The sequence below is a fragment of the Kordiimonas lacus genome, from assembly GCF_001550055.1.
GTDB lineage: Bacteria > Pseudomonadota > Alphaproteobacteria > Sphingomonadales > Kordiimonadaceae > Kordiimonas > Kordiimonas lacus.
In genome coordinates this window covers 316,232-333,333 of the sequence record NZ_LRUA01000007.1, presented here as the reverse complement: position 1 = coordinate 333,333, position 17,102 = coordinate 316,232, and the positions used below count along the sequence as shown (strand labels likewise).

Sequence of the window (17,102 nt, the reverse complement as noted above, 5' to 3'; positions counted from 1 at the left end):
CTGTTGTTGTTACTTCAGCAGTTCCTGCGCGATGATGGTCTGCCGGATCTGGTTGGTGCCCGCGCCGATCTCGATCACCTTGCCTGACCGGTAGAGCCGGTTCACTTCCGTCTCGCGCATGAAGCCCATGCCGCCGTGGATCTGCACCGCATTATCGAGCACCCGCATCATGGCGCGTCCCGTATGCAGCGCCGCCATGGCTGTGCGCATATGCACCGGCCCGCGTCCGCCGCCGCCGCGTTCAAGGTCGTTGACTTCCTTCAGCAGCTGATAGCTTGTCGCCCGCATTGTCTCCACATCGGTATACATGTCGGCCAATATGCCCTGCACCAGTTGGAACTGGGCGATGGGGCGTCCAAACTGGGCGCGTTCTTTGGCGTAATCGACGGCCAGATCAAGCGCCCGCTGCGCCACGCCGATGGAGGACGCGCACAGGAAGGCGCGTTCGATATTCAGGCCGCTCATCACCACGGCGACGCCCTGGTTTTCCCCGCCCACCAGATTTTCGGCGGGCACGCGGCAGTCGTTGAACACTAGTTCGCCTGTGGGGCTGCCGCGCCAGCCCATTTTATCGAGCTTCTGGGCAACCTCAAACCCCGGGAACTCCTTCTCGACAATGAAGGCCGAGATGCCGTGCGGGCCTGCCTCCGGATTGGTCTTGGCGTATACCAGCAGGATATCTGCCACCGGCCCGTTGGTGATGAACATCTTGCGACCATTCAGCACATAATGGTCGCCGTCCTTGCGCGCCGTCGTGGCCATGGACCCAAGCGCGTCAGACCCCGCGCCGGGCTCTGTCAGGCCCAGCGCGCCGATGGCGCCTTTGGTAAAGCGCGGTAGATATTTGGCCTTCTGGGCGTCGTTCGCGTTCCGGACGATATTGTTGATGCACAGGTTTTCGCTCGCGCCCCAACTGGCCGAAAGGCAATGGTTCCAATAGCTGAAAGCTTCCGCCAGCAACGCCTGGCTGATGAAATCCAGCTCCGCGCCGCCATAGCTTTCCGGCACCGTGGTGCCCAGGAAGCCGGTGTCCGCCATGGCCTTGTAGGCGTCGGCCGGGAACCAGTCCTCGTCGTCCATTTTCGGCAAGAGCGGCCACAGTTCCTTTTCGCCATACTTGTAGGCGGTGTCAAAAAGCGCCTGTTGGTCAGCGCTGAAACCAAAGCTTTGCAGGTTCGGGATCATGCTTGCCTCCAGCCTTGCGTGGCAAGGTGCGCGCGGGTTTCCTCCGGGCTTGTGATCTCACGTCCGGCGTTTCTCGCGCAGGCGGCTAGTGCCTCGATCATCTCACCGTTCGAGCGCGCCTTGTCGCCATTTGGCAGATAGAAACAGTCCTCAAGCCCGGTGCGCAAATTGCCGCCCAGGTCCGCCACGCGCTGGTGAACGGGCCAGACGTTGGCGCGGCCGATGAGTGTCGCTTGCCAAGGGCTGCCCTCGGGCCGGTATTTCACGAGTAAGGGCAGCAGGTCGGCGTCGCACGGCATGCCGGACGCCACGCCCATGACGAAATTCACGTCCGCATGGTCGACCATGCCGTTTTCGATATAGAGGCCGACGGAGCGTAGGATGCCGATGTCGAAACACTCGAATTCGGGCACAATGTCGTGGGTGCGCATGCAATCGAGCATCTCGGCTACCTTGTCCACCGGGTTCTGGAAGGTCATTGGGGGCCAGGCCCAGCTACCGTCCCGGCGCGTCTTGAGGTAATTCAGCGTGCCCGCGTTCATCGCGGCCATCTCTGGCTTGCAAGTAGCCAGATACTCAAGCACCTCCGTCTGGTCGCGGCCGACAACGCCGGTGGTCATGTTGATCACCACGCCAGGGCAGGCGGCGCGGATGGCGTCATTGATCTCAAGCGCCAGCGCACCGTCCCAGCTTGGGAGGTGGCCTTTGCCTTCCTCCTGCTGGCGGTAGTGGCAGTGCATGATGGTGGCGCCTTGGTCATAGGCGGCTTTGGCCTCCGCCGCCATCTGTTCGGGCGTCACGGGCACATTATGCTGTGTCGGGTCTGTCAGCACGCCCGTCAGCGCGCAGGTCAGGATGGCTTTGTCGGTCATGCGGTTTCCCCCGATGTGATGGTGGCAAGAGGCGCGCGGCTTTTCACCTGGGCGCCGATGCTTGCGGAAAGGTCTTCGATTGTGCCGTCCATGTCGGCCCTAATGTGGTGTTCCATTTTCATGGCTTCGATCACGCAGATCAGGTCGCCGGCTTTTACGAGCGCGCCTTTTTCAACGGGCACCGCAACGATCTGGCCATCCATGGGCGCGGTCAGGCGCCCGGTGCCGCCCGCCATGCTTTTCTCGGCTGGTGCGTGGGTCACATCACGGGCCTTGAAATGCCAGCGGCCAAGATCTGCTGCGTGCTCATCGCCCATCTGTGTGTGGGAGACGCGCAGTTTTTCGCCCTGATAGCGGAAGCTTTCGCCGTCAAAATGCGTGGTGCGGCTCTTGTGGCCCACCGTGGCCGTGATGTCCCAACCCGTTGGTGTGGGTGTCTCGGATACTTCGACTGGCACGCGCGTGCCGTCCACGTCGAATATCCGCCTCGTATAGCCGCCCGTGTGTGTCCGCCAGCCGGCAAGCGCGGGCATGGGTGCGTTCTTGAGCGCGCCCGCCTGAAGCACCAGCGCGAGCGCCAGCGCCTGATTTTCGGCAGACAGTGGGATGAAGGGCGTGGCGTGATCCAGCGTATGGGTGCGCATGGTCGTCAACCGGAAGGGCTCGTCCTTGAGGAGATACGCCAGCCACGCCTTGTTGGTGGCCATGCCCGCTATGCGGCTGCCGTCCAGCATGGTGGCAAGCCGGGCGCGTGCTTCTTCCCGGGTTTTGCCGTAAGCGATCAGCTTGGCCAGCATGGGGTCATAGTAGGGGCTGACCATGTCGCCCGCCACCACGCCGCTATCCAGCCTGCAACCTTCCCCAACGGGGATGTCAAACACGCCGAGCGTACCGGTTTGCGGCATGAAGCTCTGGGCCGGGTCTTCGGCATAGAGCCGCGCCTCAATGGCGTGGCCGGTGAGGGTGATATCGTCCTGCGCCACACTGAGCGGCGCGCCTGATGCCACGCGTAGTTGCTCGGCCACCAGATCAATGCCGGTCACCAGCTCGGTCACAGGGTGCTCCACCTGCAAGCGGGTATTCATTTCAAGGAAATAGAAAGCGCCGTCCGCGTCCACCAAAAACTCGACGGTGCCTGCACCCGTGTAGCTCACGGCTTTGGCGAGACCTACCGCCGCGTCCGTGAGACCCGCGCGGGTCGCGTCTGAGATCGTGGCGCAAGGGGCTTCCTCAAGCACCTTCTGGTGGCGGCGCTGGGATGAGCAGTCGCGCTCAAACAGGTGCACGACATTGCCATGCGTGTCGCCCAGTAGCTGCACTTCCACGTGCCGGGCGTCCGTGATCATGCGTTCCAAGAGGATGCCGCTGTCGCCGAAGGCTGAGCCCGCTTCGCGTCGGGCACTTTCGAGCGCTTCGGTGAAGCCTTTGAGGTCATCCACGCGCCTGAGACCACGCCCGCCGCCGCCGGCGGTGGCCTTGATCATCAGCGGGGTGCCGATGCGTTTGGCCTCTGCTGCAAGCGCGGCTGTGTCTGTATCATCACCGTCATAGCCTGGCACCACAGGTACACCGGCCTTTTCCGCGATGCCGCGTGCGGTGCGCTTGTCGCCCATCTGGGCGATCACGTCCGCGGATGGCCCCACAAAGATGATGCCGGCGTCTGTGACCGCTTTGGCGAACTCTGCGTTTTCAGACAGGAACCCATAACCGGGGTGGATGGCGTCCGCCTCGGCCTCTTTGGCAGCGGCGACGATGACGCCCACGTTCAGGTAACTATCCTTGGCGGGTGCCGGGCCGATAGGGACGGCACGGTCCGCCAGCTTCACATGCTGGGCCTGCGCGTCGGCGTCTGAATAGACGGCGACGGTCTCAACGCCCATGGCTTTGGCCGCGCGGATGATCCGGCAGGCGATCTCACCCCGGTTGGCAATCAGAAGGCGCTTGATCATGCGTCACCCTCCACCCAGGAAGGTGGACGCTTTTCAACGAACGCGCGGGTGCCTTCAGCCCCTTCATGCCGGAGTGAAATGGCAAACTGTTTGGCGGCGTCATCCAGCGTGTCTGGCGTAACGGTTTCGCCCATGTCCATCAGCAATTTCTTGGTGGCCGCCACCGCGCCCGGCGCGGCCTTGCGGGCCTGTTCCAGCAGCTTCAGAAGCCGGTGGTCCATGGCCTCAACCGTTGGCTCGCTATGGTGCACAAGCCCAAGCTTCTTCGCTTTCTTGCCAGTGATGATCTCGCCAGTAAGCGCCAGCTTGCGGGTCTCAGTCAGGCCAATGCGGGCACGCACAAAGGGCGCGATCTGGGCCGGGATCAGCCCCAGCGTCACTTCAGGCATGCCGAAGCGGCAGCTGTCTTCCGCAATCGCGATGTCAGACACGCACACCAGCCCGAAGCCGCCACCCATGGCCGCGCCGCGCACGAAAGTGACAAGCAGTTTCGGGAAGCGCTGGGCACGTTCCATGAGCGTGCCGAACCGGCGGTTGCCGATGGCGATGTCGTCTGCGTTCTTGCCGCCCGCGCTGAAATCCTTCAGGTCGCCGCCCGCGCAGAAAACGCCGTTCGCGCCGCGCATGACCATCACGCGCACACTGTCGTCCGTCTCTGCCGCCTCAAACGCTGCCATCAGCGCGTCGACCATGGCAAAGTTCATGGCATTCTTGACCTCGGGCCGGTTCAGCGTGACATACATCACGCCGCCCGCCTGTGTGATCAGGACCGGATCAACCATTACTCATGCCCATCAGTTTGGTGAGGATGCGCAGCATGGTTTCGTCCGACCCGCCGCCAATGGACGAGAGGCGGCTGTCGCGGTAGCTGCGGGACACCGGATTGTCCCACATGAAGCCCATGCCGCCCCAATATTGGAGGCAGGCGTCCGACACTTCGCGGGCCAGTCGCCCGGCCTTCAGTTTTGCCATGCTGGCCAGCATGGTCACGTCCGTGCCGTTGATATACTGTTCGGTTGCGTGCCACACCAAGGCGCGCAGGGCCTCGACTTCCGTCTGCAGTTCCGCCAGCCGGTACTGCACCACCTGGTTATCCAGCACGCTACCGCCAAAAATCTGGCGTTCGCGGGTATAGTCAATCGTGCGGCGGATGGTGTCGGACATGCCTTTGGGCCCGAGCATGGCGGCGCACAGGCGCTCTTCCTGGAACTGCATCATCTGCATCCGGAAACCGTCGCCTTCGCGGCCGATCAGGTTTCGCTGTGGCACCCGCACATCATCAAGGAAAATCTGCGCAGTGTCGGATGACCGCATCCCCAGCTTATTGAGCTTTTCCGAAAAGCTGATGCCGGGGGTATTGGTGGGCACCACAATCAGCGACTTGTTCTTGTGCGACGGCGCGTCACCGGTGTTCGCGAGCAGACACAGGAAATCTGCCTGGGTCGAATTGGTGATCCACATTTTGGTGCCGTTGATGACATAGTCATCGCCGTCCTTCACCGCGTTGGTCTTGATCGCCGCCACGTCAGACCCCGCGTGGGGTTCGGAGACCGCGATCGAACAGACCATGTCACCTGCGATGGCCGGGGCGAGGAACTCTTCGCGCAGCTCATCAGACCCGAAGCGGGCGAGGGCAGGGGTGGCCATGTTGGTCTGCACGCTGATGCCCATGGGCACGCCGCCGCAGTCAATGCCGCCCAGCTCTTCGGCGAGAACCATCTCGTAGCTGTAATCGAGGCCAAGCCCGCCATATTCTTCGGGTTTGGAGATGCCCAGAAGGCCAAGATCGCCCATTTTCTTGAACAGCTCATGGGCCGGGAAAATGCCTGCCGCTTCCCATTCGTCGACATGGGGGTTGATTTCCTCCGCCACGAAGCGGGCGACGGTGCGGCGCAGTTCATTATGTTGATCGGTAAAAAGCATGTCTTGTTTCCCCTAAAAGCGTGCAACGCCGAATGTGTTCTGTCGCGTTTCGCGGCTGTCCGCGTCCCGGCAGATATCCAGCAGGTAAATAAGCAGGTTGCGCGTATCGCGCGGGTCTATGATGCCGTCGTCCCACAGCCGTGCGGTGCCGTATAGCGCAGTGGAACAGGCATCCATCTGGTCGGCGGTGGCCTTTTCCATGGCGGCCAGCATATCTTCATCCGGTGTTTCGCCCATGCGCTTGGCTTTCTCTGTGCCCACGATCCTCAGCACCATGCCTGCCTGCGCGCCGCCCATCACAGCGGTTCGGGCATTGGGCCAGGAAAAGACAAAGCGGGGGTCGACGCCGCGGCCGCACATGGCATAGTTACCAGCGCCGTAGCTGCCGCCGATATGGACCGAGATGCGCGGCACGCGGGCGTTGGTGACCGCCTGAATAAGCTTGGAGCCATGTTTGACCACGCCGCCCGCTTCTGCGTCCTTGCCCACCATGAAGCCAGTGGTGTTATGGAGAAACAGGATCGGGATACCCGCCTGATCACACAGCTGGACGAACTGGGCCGCCTTGGTGGCGCCGATGGGCGTGATGGGGCCGTTGTTGCCGATGATGCCGATGGTCTGGCCCGCGACAGACGCGTGGCCGCAGACCGTCTGGCTGTCATACTCATTCTTGAAATCAAGAAAGTCCGAGCCGTCGGCGAGGCGCGCAATCACCTCGCGCACGTCATAGGGCGTCTTGGCGTCCGCGGGCACCACACCGATCAGGTCATCCGCTGGATAGAGCGGCGCTGGATAGTCATCCTGCCGCGTGTCCGGTTCTTTCCAGGGCAGGCGCTGCATTATTTCGCGGGCGTAACGAATACCGTCGGCGTCATCTTCCGCCAGATATTCTGCCGTGCCCATGACCTGCGCGTGCAGTTCCGCGCCGCCCAGTTCTTCGTCTACCGCGATCTCACCAGTGGCAGCCTTTAGGAGCGGCGGCCCGGCGAGGAACACCTTCGAGCGTCCGCGCACCATCACGACATAGTCGGACAAGCCAGGCTGGTAGGCGCCGCCCGCCGTGCTGCTGCCGTGGACCACGGTGATCTGCGGGATACCGGCCGCGGACAAGCGCGCTTGGTTCGCGAAGCTGCGGGCGCCTTCAACAAACATGTCGGATACGTGTTGGAGGTTCGCGCCGCCGCCTTCCATCAAGCCCACAATTGGCAGCTTGTTTTCCATGGCGATATTCTGAAGGCGCAGGGATTTGTTTAGCCCGGCGGGCGTGACCGTACCGCCCTTGACCGCGCTGTTCGAGACAATCACCATGCAGCGCTTGCCTGAGACATAGCCGATCCCGGCGATGGACCCGCCCGCGCCGGAGCCGTCCCGGTCGTCATACATCTTGTAGCCCGCGAGCGCAGAGAGTTCGAGGAACGGGGCGCCTGGGTCAAGGAGCAGCGCAAGCCGTTCCTTTGGCAACAGCTTGCCGCGCTTCTCGAACAGCGCGCGCGCCTTTTCCTGCGCGGCGGCTTTCAGGCCTTCAATTGCTGTAATCTCATCCAGCGCCGACTGCATGGCGCTTGCGTTCGCCTTGAAGCTATCGGATGCCGGGTCGATCTGGCTTGTCAGAGCGGGCATCAGTCGTCCCCCCGCAGCGCTGATGGCGGCACATAGCGGTGGAAGCCCTGGTAGCTTTCGCTGTATTTGGCCCCCTGTGGCGGGAACAGCGGGCTGAAGAGACTGGCGGCGCCGTCCACCCGGAGCGTGGCGCCGGAGATGAAGGCCGCGCCGTCCGACAGGAGGAACACGATTGCCGAGGCGATCTCGGCTTCTGTAGCGATGCGCCCCAAGGGCACGAGATTTTTGAGTTGAGGCAGCATGGCCTTGACGCCTGGATCGTCATAACTGTCGAACCCGGAGGACGCCACCCAGCCTGGGGCCACGGAGTTGACCCGCACCCCGAACCGGCCCCATTCGACCGCTGCGGTTTTGGTGAAATTGTCGCACGCCGCGCGTGCCGCGCCCGAGTGCCCCATGGTGGGCATGCCGTTATGGAAGTCGGCGGTGATGTTCACAACTGCGCCGCCGGTTTTGTTCATGGACTGCGTCACCAGTTCGCGCGTCATGTTGAAGGCGCCGACCACGTTGGTGCGTAATACGGTTTCAAATCCTTTGGTGGAGATGGCCTCGAGGGGGGAGGGATATTGCCCGCCCGCATTATTGACCAGACCATGCACCGGGCCGTCCTTCAGGATGCCTGCGATGGCGGCCTTGACCGCCTCTTCCTCGCGGATATCGAAGGCGCTTGTGGTGCATGTGCCGCCGTCCTCGGTGATTTCAGCCTGCACGCCATCAAGCCGCGCCTGCGTCCGGCCGGTGATGATCACCTCGGCGCCCAACGCCGCCAGCTCATGCGCGGTGCAGCGCCCGATGCCGCTGCCGCCACCGGTGACGATGATGCGCCTGCCTTTAAACAGTCCGTCCTTGAAAACGGAATTGTAACCTGCCTCCCCAGTCATGGACGCCCTTCCACTTGATTTAATTTCTTTCATTAATTAAAAACAAGCAAGCGCTTGGTTGTCAAGTGAAGTTGGATGGAGTAGCGTCAGATCATGACGAACACGGTGAAAATGGATGCGCCTGATGTGCTTGAGATCAGCCCTGCGAAGGAGCGAATCTTGAAGGAAGCCATTGATCTGTTTTATGAAAAAGGCTTCGAGCGCACAACCGTCAGGGACATTGCGGCGCGCGCGGGCATCCTGTCTGGCAGCCTGTTCCACCATTTCAAATCGAAGCAGGAAATCCTTTATACCGCCATGGCGCTGACGACTCGCACCATGGGTGAAAGTGCGGAAAAGGCGGTTGAAGGCATTACCGACCCTGCCCGACAGCTGCGCGCCCTGATCCTGAATGAGCTCAACAGCATTCACCGGGAAACCGGCCACGCGGCTTACGTGCTGGTGGACGAATGGCGCAGCCTGGATGATACCTACAAGGAAGCTGTGCTGGCGATCCGCGACAACAGCTATGAAGCCTGCTGGGACGCCGCCCTTGAGGGTTGCGCGGCCAAGGGCCTTCTGAAGGGCGACCTGCGGGTGACGCGGCAGTTGATCCGAGGGTCGCTGGCCTGGACAAGGAACTGGTACCAGACCGACGGCAAGATGACACTGAAGGCGCTGGCCGACGAAGTGCTGGCCACTTTCCTGTCCCGGTAAACCTTTCTTCTAATCCACCCGTCGCAATCCCACCGCAATTCGCCGCATTCCTTGTGCGTTTGCGAATTCGCCGTCTATAACTGTGCGCCTAGAAAAAGAAGATGGCCCGACAAGGGGAGGGCCGGACAATAAACCACAGAGAAGACCTAAGGGGTTACCATGAAAAAATTCAAGAAAGCCGCGCTTGCAGCGGCGCTGATGGGGATGGCTTTGCCGCTTGGCACGCTGTCCGCGACGGCTGAGGAAGCCACCAACCCATTCTTCAAGGAATGGACCACGCCGCACGGCCTGGCACCCTTCAGCGAAATCGAGAACGCGCACTATATGCCTGCGTTCGAACGTGCCTTCGCTGAAAGCCGCGCCGACATTGACGCGATCGCGAACAACCCGGACGCGCCAACGTTCGAGAATACCATCGCCGCGCTCGACAAGGCGGGCAAGCTTTTGAACAAAGTTGCTGGCGTGTTCTATAACCTGACCGGGTCGCACACCAATCCGGAGATGCAGGAAATCCAGGCCACGGTTTCCGGCATGTTCAGCCGCCACACAAACGAGACGCTTTTCAACAAGAAGCTGTTTGAGCGTGTGGACGCGCTCTACCAGAAGCGCGACAGCCTGGGCCTGAACGCGGAGCAGGCGCGCATGCTGTGGCGCACGCACCTGGATTTCACCGGCGCAGGCGCAAACCTGGATGAAGCTGCGAAAGCCGAACTGGCCAAGCTGAATGAGGAAATCTCGGGCCTGACCACCAAGTTCGGCCGCAACGTTCTGGGTGCCACCAACGCCTTCGAGATGGTCGTTGAAGACGAAGCCGACCTCGCCGGCCTGCCTGACTTCGTGATCGCGGCTGCTGCGTCCACAGCGGAAGACCGCGGCCAGCCAGGCAAGTGGATGTTCACCGCCACGCGCTCAAGCTTCACGCCTTTCATGACGTTTTCCACCCGCCGGGACCTCCGGGAGAAGCTGCATAAGGGCTATATGGCGCGCGGCGAAAAGGGTAGCGAATTCGACAATACTGAGATTGTGAAACAGATCCTGCAGGCGCGCGAAAAGCGGGCCAAACTGCTGGGTTACAAGAACCACGCCGAATATCAGATGGCGGACCGCATGATGGGCCATCCTGATCGGGCGTTCGAGCTTTTGAACCGCATCTGGGAACCGGCGCTTGAACGCGCCAAGGAAGAGCGCGCGGCGCTGCAGGAAATGGTTGACGCGGAAGGCGGCGATTTCGAACTGGCGGCGTGGGACTGGTGGCACTATGCAGAGAAGGTCCGCAAAGCCCGCTATGATCTGGATGAGCAGACACTGAAGCCCTATTTCGTGCTGGATAATGTGCTCCAGGGCGCCTTCCACACGGCAAACAAGCTGTGGGGGCTGACCTTCAAGGAACGCACCGACATCGACACCTATCACCCGGACGTGCGCACGTTCGAAGTGTATGAGAAAGACGGCACCTATCTGGGCCTCTACCTGACCGACCATCACGCCCGCGCGTCCAAGCGCGGCGGCGCCTGGAACAACAGCTTCCGCTCGCAGAAGAAGGTGGACGGTGTGGAAACCCCAATCGTCGTCAATGTGATGAGCTTCCCGAAAGGCTCTGGCGATGTGCCGGCGCTCCTGAGTGCAGATAATGTGGGCACGCTGTTCCACGAGTTCGGCCACGCCATGCACACGCTGATGTCTGATGTGACCTACGACCGCATGAACAGCATGGCCTGGGACTTTGTCGAGTTCCCTTCCCAGATTTTCGAAGGCTGGGCGTGGGAGCCGGATGTGCTGCGGATTTACGCCAAACACTATAAAACCGGTGAGGTGATTCCGGAGAGCATGATCAAGCGCCTGCAGGCGGCATCCAAGTTCAACCAGGGCTTTGCGACGGTTGAGTATGTATCGGCCGCACTCATGGACATGGCGTGGCACACCCGTAGCATCGGTGACGATGTGGATGTGGCCGCGTTCGAGAAAGAGCTTCTGGACGAAATCGGCCTCTTGGACGAGATCGTGGTGCGCTACCGCACGACCTATTTCAACCATGCCTTTGGCGGCGCGGCATACGCGGCGGGTTATTATACCTATCTGTGGTCCGAAGTGCTGTCCGCGGATGCCTATGCCACCTTCGCGGAAGAAGGCATCTTCAACCAGGAAGTGGCAGCACGGCTGCGCCATTCGATCCTGGAGCCACGGGGCGCGCGCGACCCGATGGAGATGTTCGAGGAGTTCAAGGGCCGCCCCTATGAGCTGGACGCCATCCTTGAGGCGCGTGGCCTGACCGACTAGGCTTCAAGTGCAATCAGAAATACGAAAGCCCCGGTATCCGCCGGGGCTTTTCTTTTGAGAGATATTTACGAACTGTTGGCGTGCTTGAGGGTTGGTGGGCTTTGATTAGTCTCGCGGCAAATCGACCGAATAGATATGCACGCGGCCGCTGGACGCATCGCCAACAATCACCTCGTCGCGGCCATCACCGTTGAAATCCGCCATGGCGGCACCCCAGGGGTTCATGATGCCGCCGGTTGGCAATTGGACCGGATAGGGCTGAGCCGCGTGACCCATCAAAAGGGTGATGCTTGCGTTCCAGCCGGTGATGACGGCATCCCCCAGGCCATCGTTATTGACGTCGCCCGTCGCAATTATTCTTGCGCCTGCTGCCATGGGCACAGATGTCATGCGCCTGAAATTGCCGGTTCCGTCGCCTTCAAAGACAACAATGCCAGGTGTCTCGCGCAGGCTTGCAGCCACAAGGTCAATATTATTGTCGCCGTTCATGTCTGCCGCATGTACCGCGAATGGCGATGGCATCGGGATCGTGCCCGTTTGCGCGAAGGCAATGTCCGCGCCCGAGCGGTTCAGCAGGAGGCCAAGGTCATTCTGGTTTGGGGTAATGATGTCCGGCTTGCCGTCATTATTGATGTCTCCAACCACAAAGCCGTGATAGGGGCCGCCGCCTGCGTCAACCGCTATTCCCGGTGTCTCAAAGCCACCCTGTGCGTTGCCCCGTAATACATAGACCCCAGCCTGGTCTCTGCTGTCGAGGATAAGGTCAGGCAGGCCGTCAGCGTTCAAATCTGCAGCCGCGATCATATGGGAGTGGGGGCTGGTTTCTATAGGAAGCTGTATAGGCCCGCCGCGGTCAAAAAACGTGTCGCTGTCGCCCCGCAGCAAGCTCACTATTGTTGCTTCATGGTTTGCGATTGCCAAGTCGGTAGCGCCGTCGCTGTCGAAGTCGAGCGGGGCTAGCCATGAGGGGTGCTTGCCCGCCTGATACTCTGCCGTGCGCGTTAATGCCCCCGTGCCGTCGTTTGTGTAGAGAATGACGCGGCCATGTTGTTCCTCCGCGATGATGAGATCGATATTGCCGTCATTGTTGAAGTCACCCGGCAGGAAGGCTTTGTCTCCGTCGCCTGCGTCTATCTCCTGGATGGAAACCTGCGAAGGCGCGGGATATGCAGGTTCTTCCGCGCTTCCGGCTGTGCCGAAGGATGGTGCCGCCAAAAGTGCGACCAGAATAATGTGACGTTTTCTCACGGGTTCAGATCCATCATTGTTGAAGTCAGGGTTGCATGGAGTACAGCCTATTGCTGTGGTCGGCATATTGAAAGCATGAACCTGAGGGCATGCCTATAATTGAGGCCCCGTCCGTTCCCGAAAGCGGGCTACCCCAGCGCTTTCCTGACAGTAGGCATGATGCGGCGGCTGACAGGAACATGGTCTCCGGTTGTCAGGTGCAGCATGCCGGTGCCGGATGGCTCTCGTTCCAGCCGGTCAATATAGGCCGTGTTGACGATATAGGACCGGTGCACCCGCAGGAAGGTGGCGGGCAGTTCGCCTTCAAGGTCCGTGAGGCTGGCACTATGCAGCTTCTGGCCCAGGCCGTCTGTGATCAGCTCTACATAGTCCCGCGCGCCCTTGCAGTAAACCAGCTTGTCGTGCGGAATTTTTTCCACAACGCCTGCGCTGGTGACAGAAAGGCTGCCGGGCGCCTGTTTTTGCTGTGCTTCTTCAAGTGCCAGCGCCAGGCGGTCGGCCCGGGCCTGTTCCTGTTGTTGCCTTTTCCTGGCTTCAGTTAGCGCCTGGATTTCGCCGACAAACAGGAACAGCAGAAGCGCCGCTACCACATAGTAAAGATAGGTATCCATCACCCAGAAAGGCGCAACATAGAGCACAAGGCAGAAAAGCCACAGTGCGATAGCGTAGCCCAGAGCATTGGGTTCTTTCCTGAAGGCCGCGGGCACGGCCAGGATGAAGCCGATAATGGCGGGTGTGAGGATGGCCGCCGCCGACATGCCATCAAACCCCGGGATGGACGATGCGATCAGCCCGGTCAGTAGGAATGAACCGATTGCCACCGTGATGCGGCGCTCGCCGACAAAACGGTCGATCACATGCAAGAGCAGGCAGGCACCACTGGCGGCAGCGAAACCCAGCACCAGCATCAGGCGGATGTCCTGAAATGGGTAGCTATAAGCAAACACCCCGCGGGATACCTCCGCCATCAGTTGTCCGGCGGCGAACAGGGCGACAAGTGGCACCAGATAACTTTGCCAACGGGCTTTCTGGCGGATTGCGGCTAGCCCGAAATAGACCGCGCCGACAAGCAGTATACCCAGCGGCAGCAGGGCAGGCAGATAGCGGTCCATGAATCGGTCGCGCGGGTCGGCGTAGGGGCCGACGGCAATCATGTGCATCGGGTGCACCAGGTCAATAATCGCATGATGGCCGGACATTTTGAAAATCAGGGAATTGGGCCCCTTGAGCACCATCTGGTCGGGCAGGTGCATCACCGCATCCATCCGGCCCGGTGTTTCTGTGCTTTTGCTGTCGCCCGGTATACCGTTCCGGCCCAGAAGCAGTCCGTTGAAATAGACCTCGCTGGCGGCCTTGCCGGAAATATAGAGCCCAAGCGGCGCGCCGGACAGCAGCAGCTCATCCGGTACCGTGACAGTTGCTTTCACCCACAAAAGGCGTCCCTGCGGGTCTATTGCGCCAGCGGAAATCGGGCGGCAGTCTGCAAGCCCGGCCTCAACGCCGGGCCCCGGCGGCACGGCTTCGCATGCTTCGAAGCTGGTGAAGTCTGCCGTTACCATGGGCTGGGCCCCCGCGCTTTCAGGCAGGGTGACGGCGATCAGCCACAACAGTATTTGCAAGGCACGTTTCATGACAGCACTTTATCACCCCGTCCCGAATGCGCCACCGTTTGCAGATGCGAAGCGACCGCTCGCAGATAAGAGACTGAAATATAGGCATAAAAGCCATAGATAAATATCAGTATCAACGAACTGCGAGGAATAAAAAATGAAGTCGAGATTGTTTGCCAGTGTCATGCTGGCTGGGCTGTTCTCATCGGCAGCCATGGCCCAGATCAAAGGCGAGAAGGCCATTCAGTTCGAAGCGCGGGGTGCGGACCCTGTGGCGGCGTTTGAAGGCGAACTGATGGTGCCTGAGAACCGGTCGAATGCGGACAGCCGTATGATCCCCATCCGCTATGTGCGTTTCCCGGCCACGGGTGAAAAGAAGGGCCCGCCGATCATTTATCTGGCGGGTGGCCCGGGTGGGTCCGGCATCGCCACGGCCAAATACCGCCGCTTTGCCATGTTCATGGCGCTCAGGGCTTACGGCGATGTGATTGCGCTCGATCAGCGCGGCACGGGTGCGTCCAACATTCTGCCTGGCTGTAATTCGGACCAGCATGTACCAACGGATCATGCGGTCAGTGACGCGGCCTATGTGGCAATGCACCGCGCGGCGCTTGAGGAATGCGTGGCCTTCTGGAAAGCCGAAGGGGTGGACATTAAGGGCTATAACACGCTTGAGAACGTCCACGATGTGGATGCCCTGCGCGCCCATCTGGGCGCCGATAAAATGGTGCTGTGGGGCACGTCCTACGGCAGCCATATGGCGCTGGCGGCGCTGAAGGAATTTGAAGGCCGCATCGACCGGGTTGTGCTTTCAAGCGCGGAGGGGCTCAATCAGACCATCAAGCTGCCCGCGCGCACAGACGCCTATTTTGACCGCCTGCAGGCCGCCGTGGACAGCCAGCCCACGGCCAAGGCGGCATATGGTGACATCAAGGCGCTGATCCGCCGGGTGCATGACAAGCTGGAGAATGCACCGGTGCCGCTGAAGGTCAAGATGCGCGACGGGGCCGTGGCGGACATGATGTTCACGCGGCGCGATATGCAGATGGTGGCGTCAGGCATGGTGTCTGACCCGTCCTGGGGTGCCAGTCGCTTGCTGATGCTGTATCTGGCGCTGGACAACGGGATAACAGCCCCCCTTGAAGAAGGACTTGGCCGCTTTATCGACCCGCGCGAGCCCATCAGCATGTCCCCCATGAGCGTGCTGATGGACATTGCGTCCGGCATGACGGGTGGGAAGAAAGCGCTGGTGGCCGAACAGGCGAAAACGGCGTTTCTGAAGGACTATCTGAACTTCAGCTACCATTATGACGGGATGTTTCCCGAACTGGACCTGGGCGATGATTTCCGCGCCAAACCGGTGAGCGACGTGCCCGTGCTTTTGTTCAGCGGCACGCTGGATGGCCGCACCTATCTGGAAGGGCAGGCCGAAGCCGTGGCGGGGCTGTCGAACCTGACGCACATCACGGTGGTGAATGCCGGGCATAACCTCTATATGTCCACGCCCGATGTGCAGGCCGCGATCAACCGCTTCATGGAGGGCGAGCCGCCCGCGAGCGACACGATCACCACCGACCTGCCGGACTTCACGCCGAAGATGTAACATGGGAAGCCCCGGTGTTTGCCGGGGCATCTCTATGGGTAGCTGTCTAACGGAACAGCGAAAGTGTTGCGCTAGGTGCCTGATTTGCAATCGATAGAGCCTGCAGCCCAAGCTGCTGTTTCACTTGCAATGATTGCAGTTCCGCACTGGTTTTGGCCATGTCGGCATCCACCAAATTACCAATGCCCACTTCAATGCTATCGGCCAATTTCGTCGTGAATTGCTTCTGCAGTTCCAGCCGTTTAACACCGGCACCGAATTCCGAGAGTACGGTGTTCAAATTCGTGATGGAATTGTCAATTTCCGTTACCGCTGTGGTGGCGTTCCCGACGATGGAGATGGTCGCATCTGAAGACAGTTCAATGTTTGGGCCGGCCCCTGGCGGTACTCCGAAAGCCAAGCTCTGAGCCGTTATGGTGATGGTGCTGTCTCCGGTCGAGTCTGTGATGGCGACGATGTCATCACCGCCATCTTTAACGGCGTTTGTGCCGTTAAATTCTGCGTTTTCGACAATGGATTTTGCTTGTTCGCGTAACTGAACAAAATCGTCGTTGAGCACAGTCCTGTCTGCATCGGAAACCCCGGGGTCCTTAGCTGCAACAGCCTTTTCCTTCATCTCAATGAGAAGGTCTGAAACCGCTTCCGCCGCAGCGATCGATACATCCAGAGTAGAGATCGCCCGGTCGATTGACGACTGGACGGCGCTGAAGCCAGCCAGGTCTCCGCGTAACTTCTGGGCAATAGCGTATACAGCCGCATTGTCTTTGGCAGATGAAACCTTCAGGCCTGTATTGATCTGGCCTTGCACGGAATCCAAGCGCGAACTGGTTTTATTCAGGTTTTGCAGTGCCACAAACGCCCCAGCGTTTGTGTTGACTGAAAAAGACATACTTCCTCCTTCTGAGAAATGATCGTCTTTGTTGATGACAAGGATGATTTTTTCATCCGCTTGCTGCCGAACAAGCAATATCCAGGCCATTTTTAATAAAATTTTAATCATAGGGAATCTGTGGATATGTTGATTATTTGGCCTGTCATTGATGTAGGGCAGGCAGGGCAATTATTGCCGACTGGGCAATAATGTCTGGCCGAATGGGCAATTATTGCCGATCAGCATAGCCGGGTAACAGACAGCGAACAGCGTCAGTTCCTTGAGCCCGATGATGCCCTCCACCGTATAGCTGGTGGCGTCGCAGCTGATCCAAGCGCTGCATGCGTCCGTAAGCCTCATGACCCGA

Annotated in this window: 14 protein-coding genes; 3 read left to right on the top strand and 11 right to left on the bottom strand. The window is 60.2% G+C overall.

The window, feature by feature from the left end; translation table 11 throughout:
* Positions 1 to 9 precede the first annotated feature (9 nt).
* The 7 genes from KORLAC_RS14515 to KORLAC_RS14485 are packed head-to-tail and all read right to left on the bottom strand — an operon-like array spanning position 10 to position 8,430.
* Positions 10 to 1,185, bottom strand: a complete 1,176-nt coding sequence (locus KORLAC_RS14515; RefSeq protein WP_068307666.1) for an acyl-CoA dehydrogenase family protein — start codon at positions 1,183 to 1,185, stop codon at positions 10 to 12.
* The gene (locus tag KORLAC_RS14510; protein WP_068307664.1) at positions 1,182 to 2,057 is read right to left on the bottom strand and encodes a beta-keto acid cleavage family enzyme; all 876 of its coding nucleotides are present in this window, start codon (positions 2,055 to 2,057) and stop codon (positions 1,182 to 1,184) included. The genes KORLAC_RS14515 and KORLAC_RS14510 overlap by 4 nt, the downstream gene beginning before the upstream one ends.
* Positions 2,054 to 4,006 (bottom strand): acetyl/propionyl/methylcrotonyl-CoA carboxylase subunit alpha, encoded by a 1,953-nt coding sequence (locus KORLAC_RS14505; protein ID WP_068307662.1) that lies wholly within the window; start codon positions 4,004 to 4,006, stop codon positions 2,054 to 2,056. Before KORLAC_RS14505 ends, KORLAC_RS14510 begins: the two co-directional genes overlap by 4 nt.
* A complete protein-coding gene (locus tag KORLAC_RS14500; RefSeq protein WP_068307660.1) occupies positions 4,003 to 4,788 on the bottom strand; it encodes an enoyl-CoA hydratase/isomerase family protein in 786 nt (261 codons plus the stop codon). The genes KORLAC_RS14505 and KORLAC_RS14500 overlap by 4 nt, the downstream gene beginning before the upstream one ends.
* Positions 4,781 to 5,929, bottom strand: a complete 1,149-nt coding sequence (locus KORLAC_RS14495; protein WP_068307658.1) for an acyl-CoA dehydrogenase family protein — start codon at positions 5,927 to 5,929, stop codon at positions 4,781 to 4,783. Before KORLAC_RS14495 ends, KORLAC_RS14500 begins: the two co-directional genes overlap by 8 nt.
* Before the next feature lie 12 nt (positions 5,930 to 5,941).
* Entirely contained in the window at positions 5,942 to 7,549 is a 1,608-nt protein-coding gene (locus KORLAC_RS14490; RefSeq protein WP_068307656.1) for an acyl-CoA carboxylase subunit beta, read from the bottom strand.
* Positions 7,549 to 8,430, bottom strand: coding sequence for an SDR family oxidoreductase (locus KORLAC_RS14485; RefSeq protein WP_068307653.1), 882 nt, complete (start codon positions 8,428 to 8,430; stop codon positions 7,549 to 7,551). Before KORLAC_RS14485 ends, KORLAC_RS14490 begins: the two co-directional genes overlap by 1 nt.
* 93 nt (positions 8,431 to 8,523) lie before the next feature.
* Here KORLAC_RS14485 and KORLAC_RS14480 point away from each other — a divergent pair, with 93 nt between their 5' ends.
* A complete protein-coding gene (locus KORLAC_RS14480) occupies positions 8,524 to 9,126 on the top strand; it encodes a TetR/AcrR family transcriptional regulator (RefSeq protein WP_068307649.1) in 603 nt (200 codons plus the stop codon).
* A gap of 159 nt (positions 9,127 to 9,285) precedes the next feature.
* Positions 9,286 to 11,403 carry a M3 family metallopeptidase gene (locus KORLAC_RS14475; protein WP_068307647.1) on the top strand — a complete coding sequence of 706 codons (2,118 nt, stop codon included), beginning with the start codon at positions 9,286 to 9,288 and terminating at the stop codon, positions 11,401 to 11,403.
* 105 nt (positions 11,404 to 11,508) lie between these two features.
* Here the strand turns inward: KORLAC_RS14475 and KORLAC_RS14470 are convergent, their stop codons facing one another.
* Both KORLAC_RS14470 and KORLAC_RS14465 read right to left on the bottom strand, forming a co-directional pair.
* The gene (locus KORLAC_RS14470) at positions 11,509 to 12,651 is read right to left on the bottom strand and encodes an FG-GAP repeat domain-containing protein (RefSeq protein WP_068307645.1); all 1,143 of its coding nucleotides are present in this window, start codon (positions 12,649 to 12,651) and stop codon (positions 11,509 to 11,511) included.
* A 128-nt stretch (positions 12,652 to 12,779) separates the two neighbouring features.
* A complete protein-coding gene (locus tag KORLAC_RS14465; protein WP_068307643.1) occupies positions 12,780 to 14,282 on the bottom strand; it encodes a LytR/AlgR family response regulator transcription factor in 1,503 nt (500 codons plus the stop codon).
* Between the two features lie 136 nt (positions 14,283 to 14,418).
* Here KORLAC_RS14465 and KORLAC_RS14460 point away from each other — a divergent pair, with 136 nt between their 5' ends.
* Positions 14,419 to 15,864 (top strand): alpha/beta hydrolase, encoded by a 1,446-nt coding sequence (locus KORLAC_RS14460; RefSeq protein WP_082714713.1) that lies wholly within the window; start codon positions 14,419 to 14,421, stop codon positions 15,862 to 15,864.
* Between the two features lie 46 nt (positions 15,865 to 15,910).
* Here the strand turns inward: KORLAC_RS14460 and KORLAC_RS14455 are convergent, their stop codons facing one another.
* Entirely contained in the window at positions 15,911 to 16,753 is an 843-nt protein-coding gene (locus KORLAC_RS14455) for a flagellin (RefSeq protein WP_068307837.1), read from the bottom strand.
* Between the two features lie 171 nt (positions 16,754 to 16,924).
* Positions 16,925 to 17,095, bottom strand: coding sequence for a hypothetical protein (locus KORLAC_RS18905; RefSeq protein WP_160328643.1), 171 nt, complete (start codon positions 17,093 to 17,095; stop codon positions 16,925 to 16,927).
* Positions 17,096 to 17,102 lie beyond the last annotated feature (7 nt).

Excerpts from the sequence above, each read along its gene's own strand:
- KORLAC_RS14460 (WP_082714713.1), top strand. The coding sequence starts at position 14,419 with ATGAAGTCGAGATTGTTTGCCAGTGTCATGCTGGCTGGGCTGTTCTCA.
- KORLAC_RS14480 (WP_068307649.1), top strand. The coding sequence starts at position 8,524 with ATGACGAACACGGTGAAAATGGATGCGCCTGATGTGCTTGAGATCAGC.
- KORLAC_RS14490 (WP_068307656.1), bottom strand. The coding sequence starts at position 7,549 with ATGCCCGCTCTGACAAGCCAGATCGACCCGGCATCCGATAGCTTCAAG.
- KORLAC_RS14495 (WP_068307658.1), bottom strand. The coding sequence starts at position 5,929 with ATGCTTTTTACCGATCAACATAATGAACTGCGCCGCACCGTCGCCCGC.
- KORLAC_RS14510 (WP_068307664.1), bottom strand. The coding sequence starts at position 2,057 with ATGACCGACAAAGCCATCCTGACCTGCGCGCTGACGGGCGTGCTGACA.
- KORLAC_RS14515 (WP_068307666.1), bottom strand. The coding sequence starts at position 1,185 with ATGATCCCGAACCTGCAAAGCTTTGGTTTCAGCGCTGACCAACAGGCG.
- KORLAC_RS14455 (WP_068307837.1), bottom strand. The coding sequence starts at position 16,753 with ATGTCTTTTTCAGTCAACACAAACGCTGGGGCGTTTGTGGCACTGCAA.
- KORLAC_RS14475 (WP_068307647.1), top strand. The coding sequence starts at position 9,286 with ATGAAAAAATTCAAGAAAGCCGCGCTTGCAGCGGCGCTGATGGGGATG.
- KORLAC_RS14485 (WP_068307653.1), bottom strand. The coding sequence starts at position 8,430 with ATGACTGGGGAGGCAGGTTACAATTCCGTTTTCAAGGACGGACTGTTT.
- KORLAC_RS14465 (WP_068307643.1), bottom strand. The coding sequence starts at position 14,282 with ATGAAACGTGCCTTGCAAATACTGTTGTGGCTGATCGCCGTCACCCTG.
- KORLAC_RS14505 (WP_068307662.1), bottom strand. The coding sequence starts at position 4,006 with ATGATCAAGCGCCTTCTGATTGCCAACCGGGGTGAGATCGCCTGCCGG.
- KORLAC_RS18905 (WP_160328643.1), bottom strand. The coding sequence starts at position 17,095 with ATGAGGCTTACGGACGCATGCAGCGCTTGGATCAGCTGCGACGCCACC.
- KORLAC_RS14500 (WP_068307660.1), bottom strand. The coding sequence starts at position 4,788 with ATGGTTGATCCGGTCCTGATCACACAGGCGGGCGGCGTGATGTATGTC.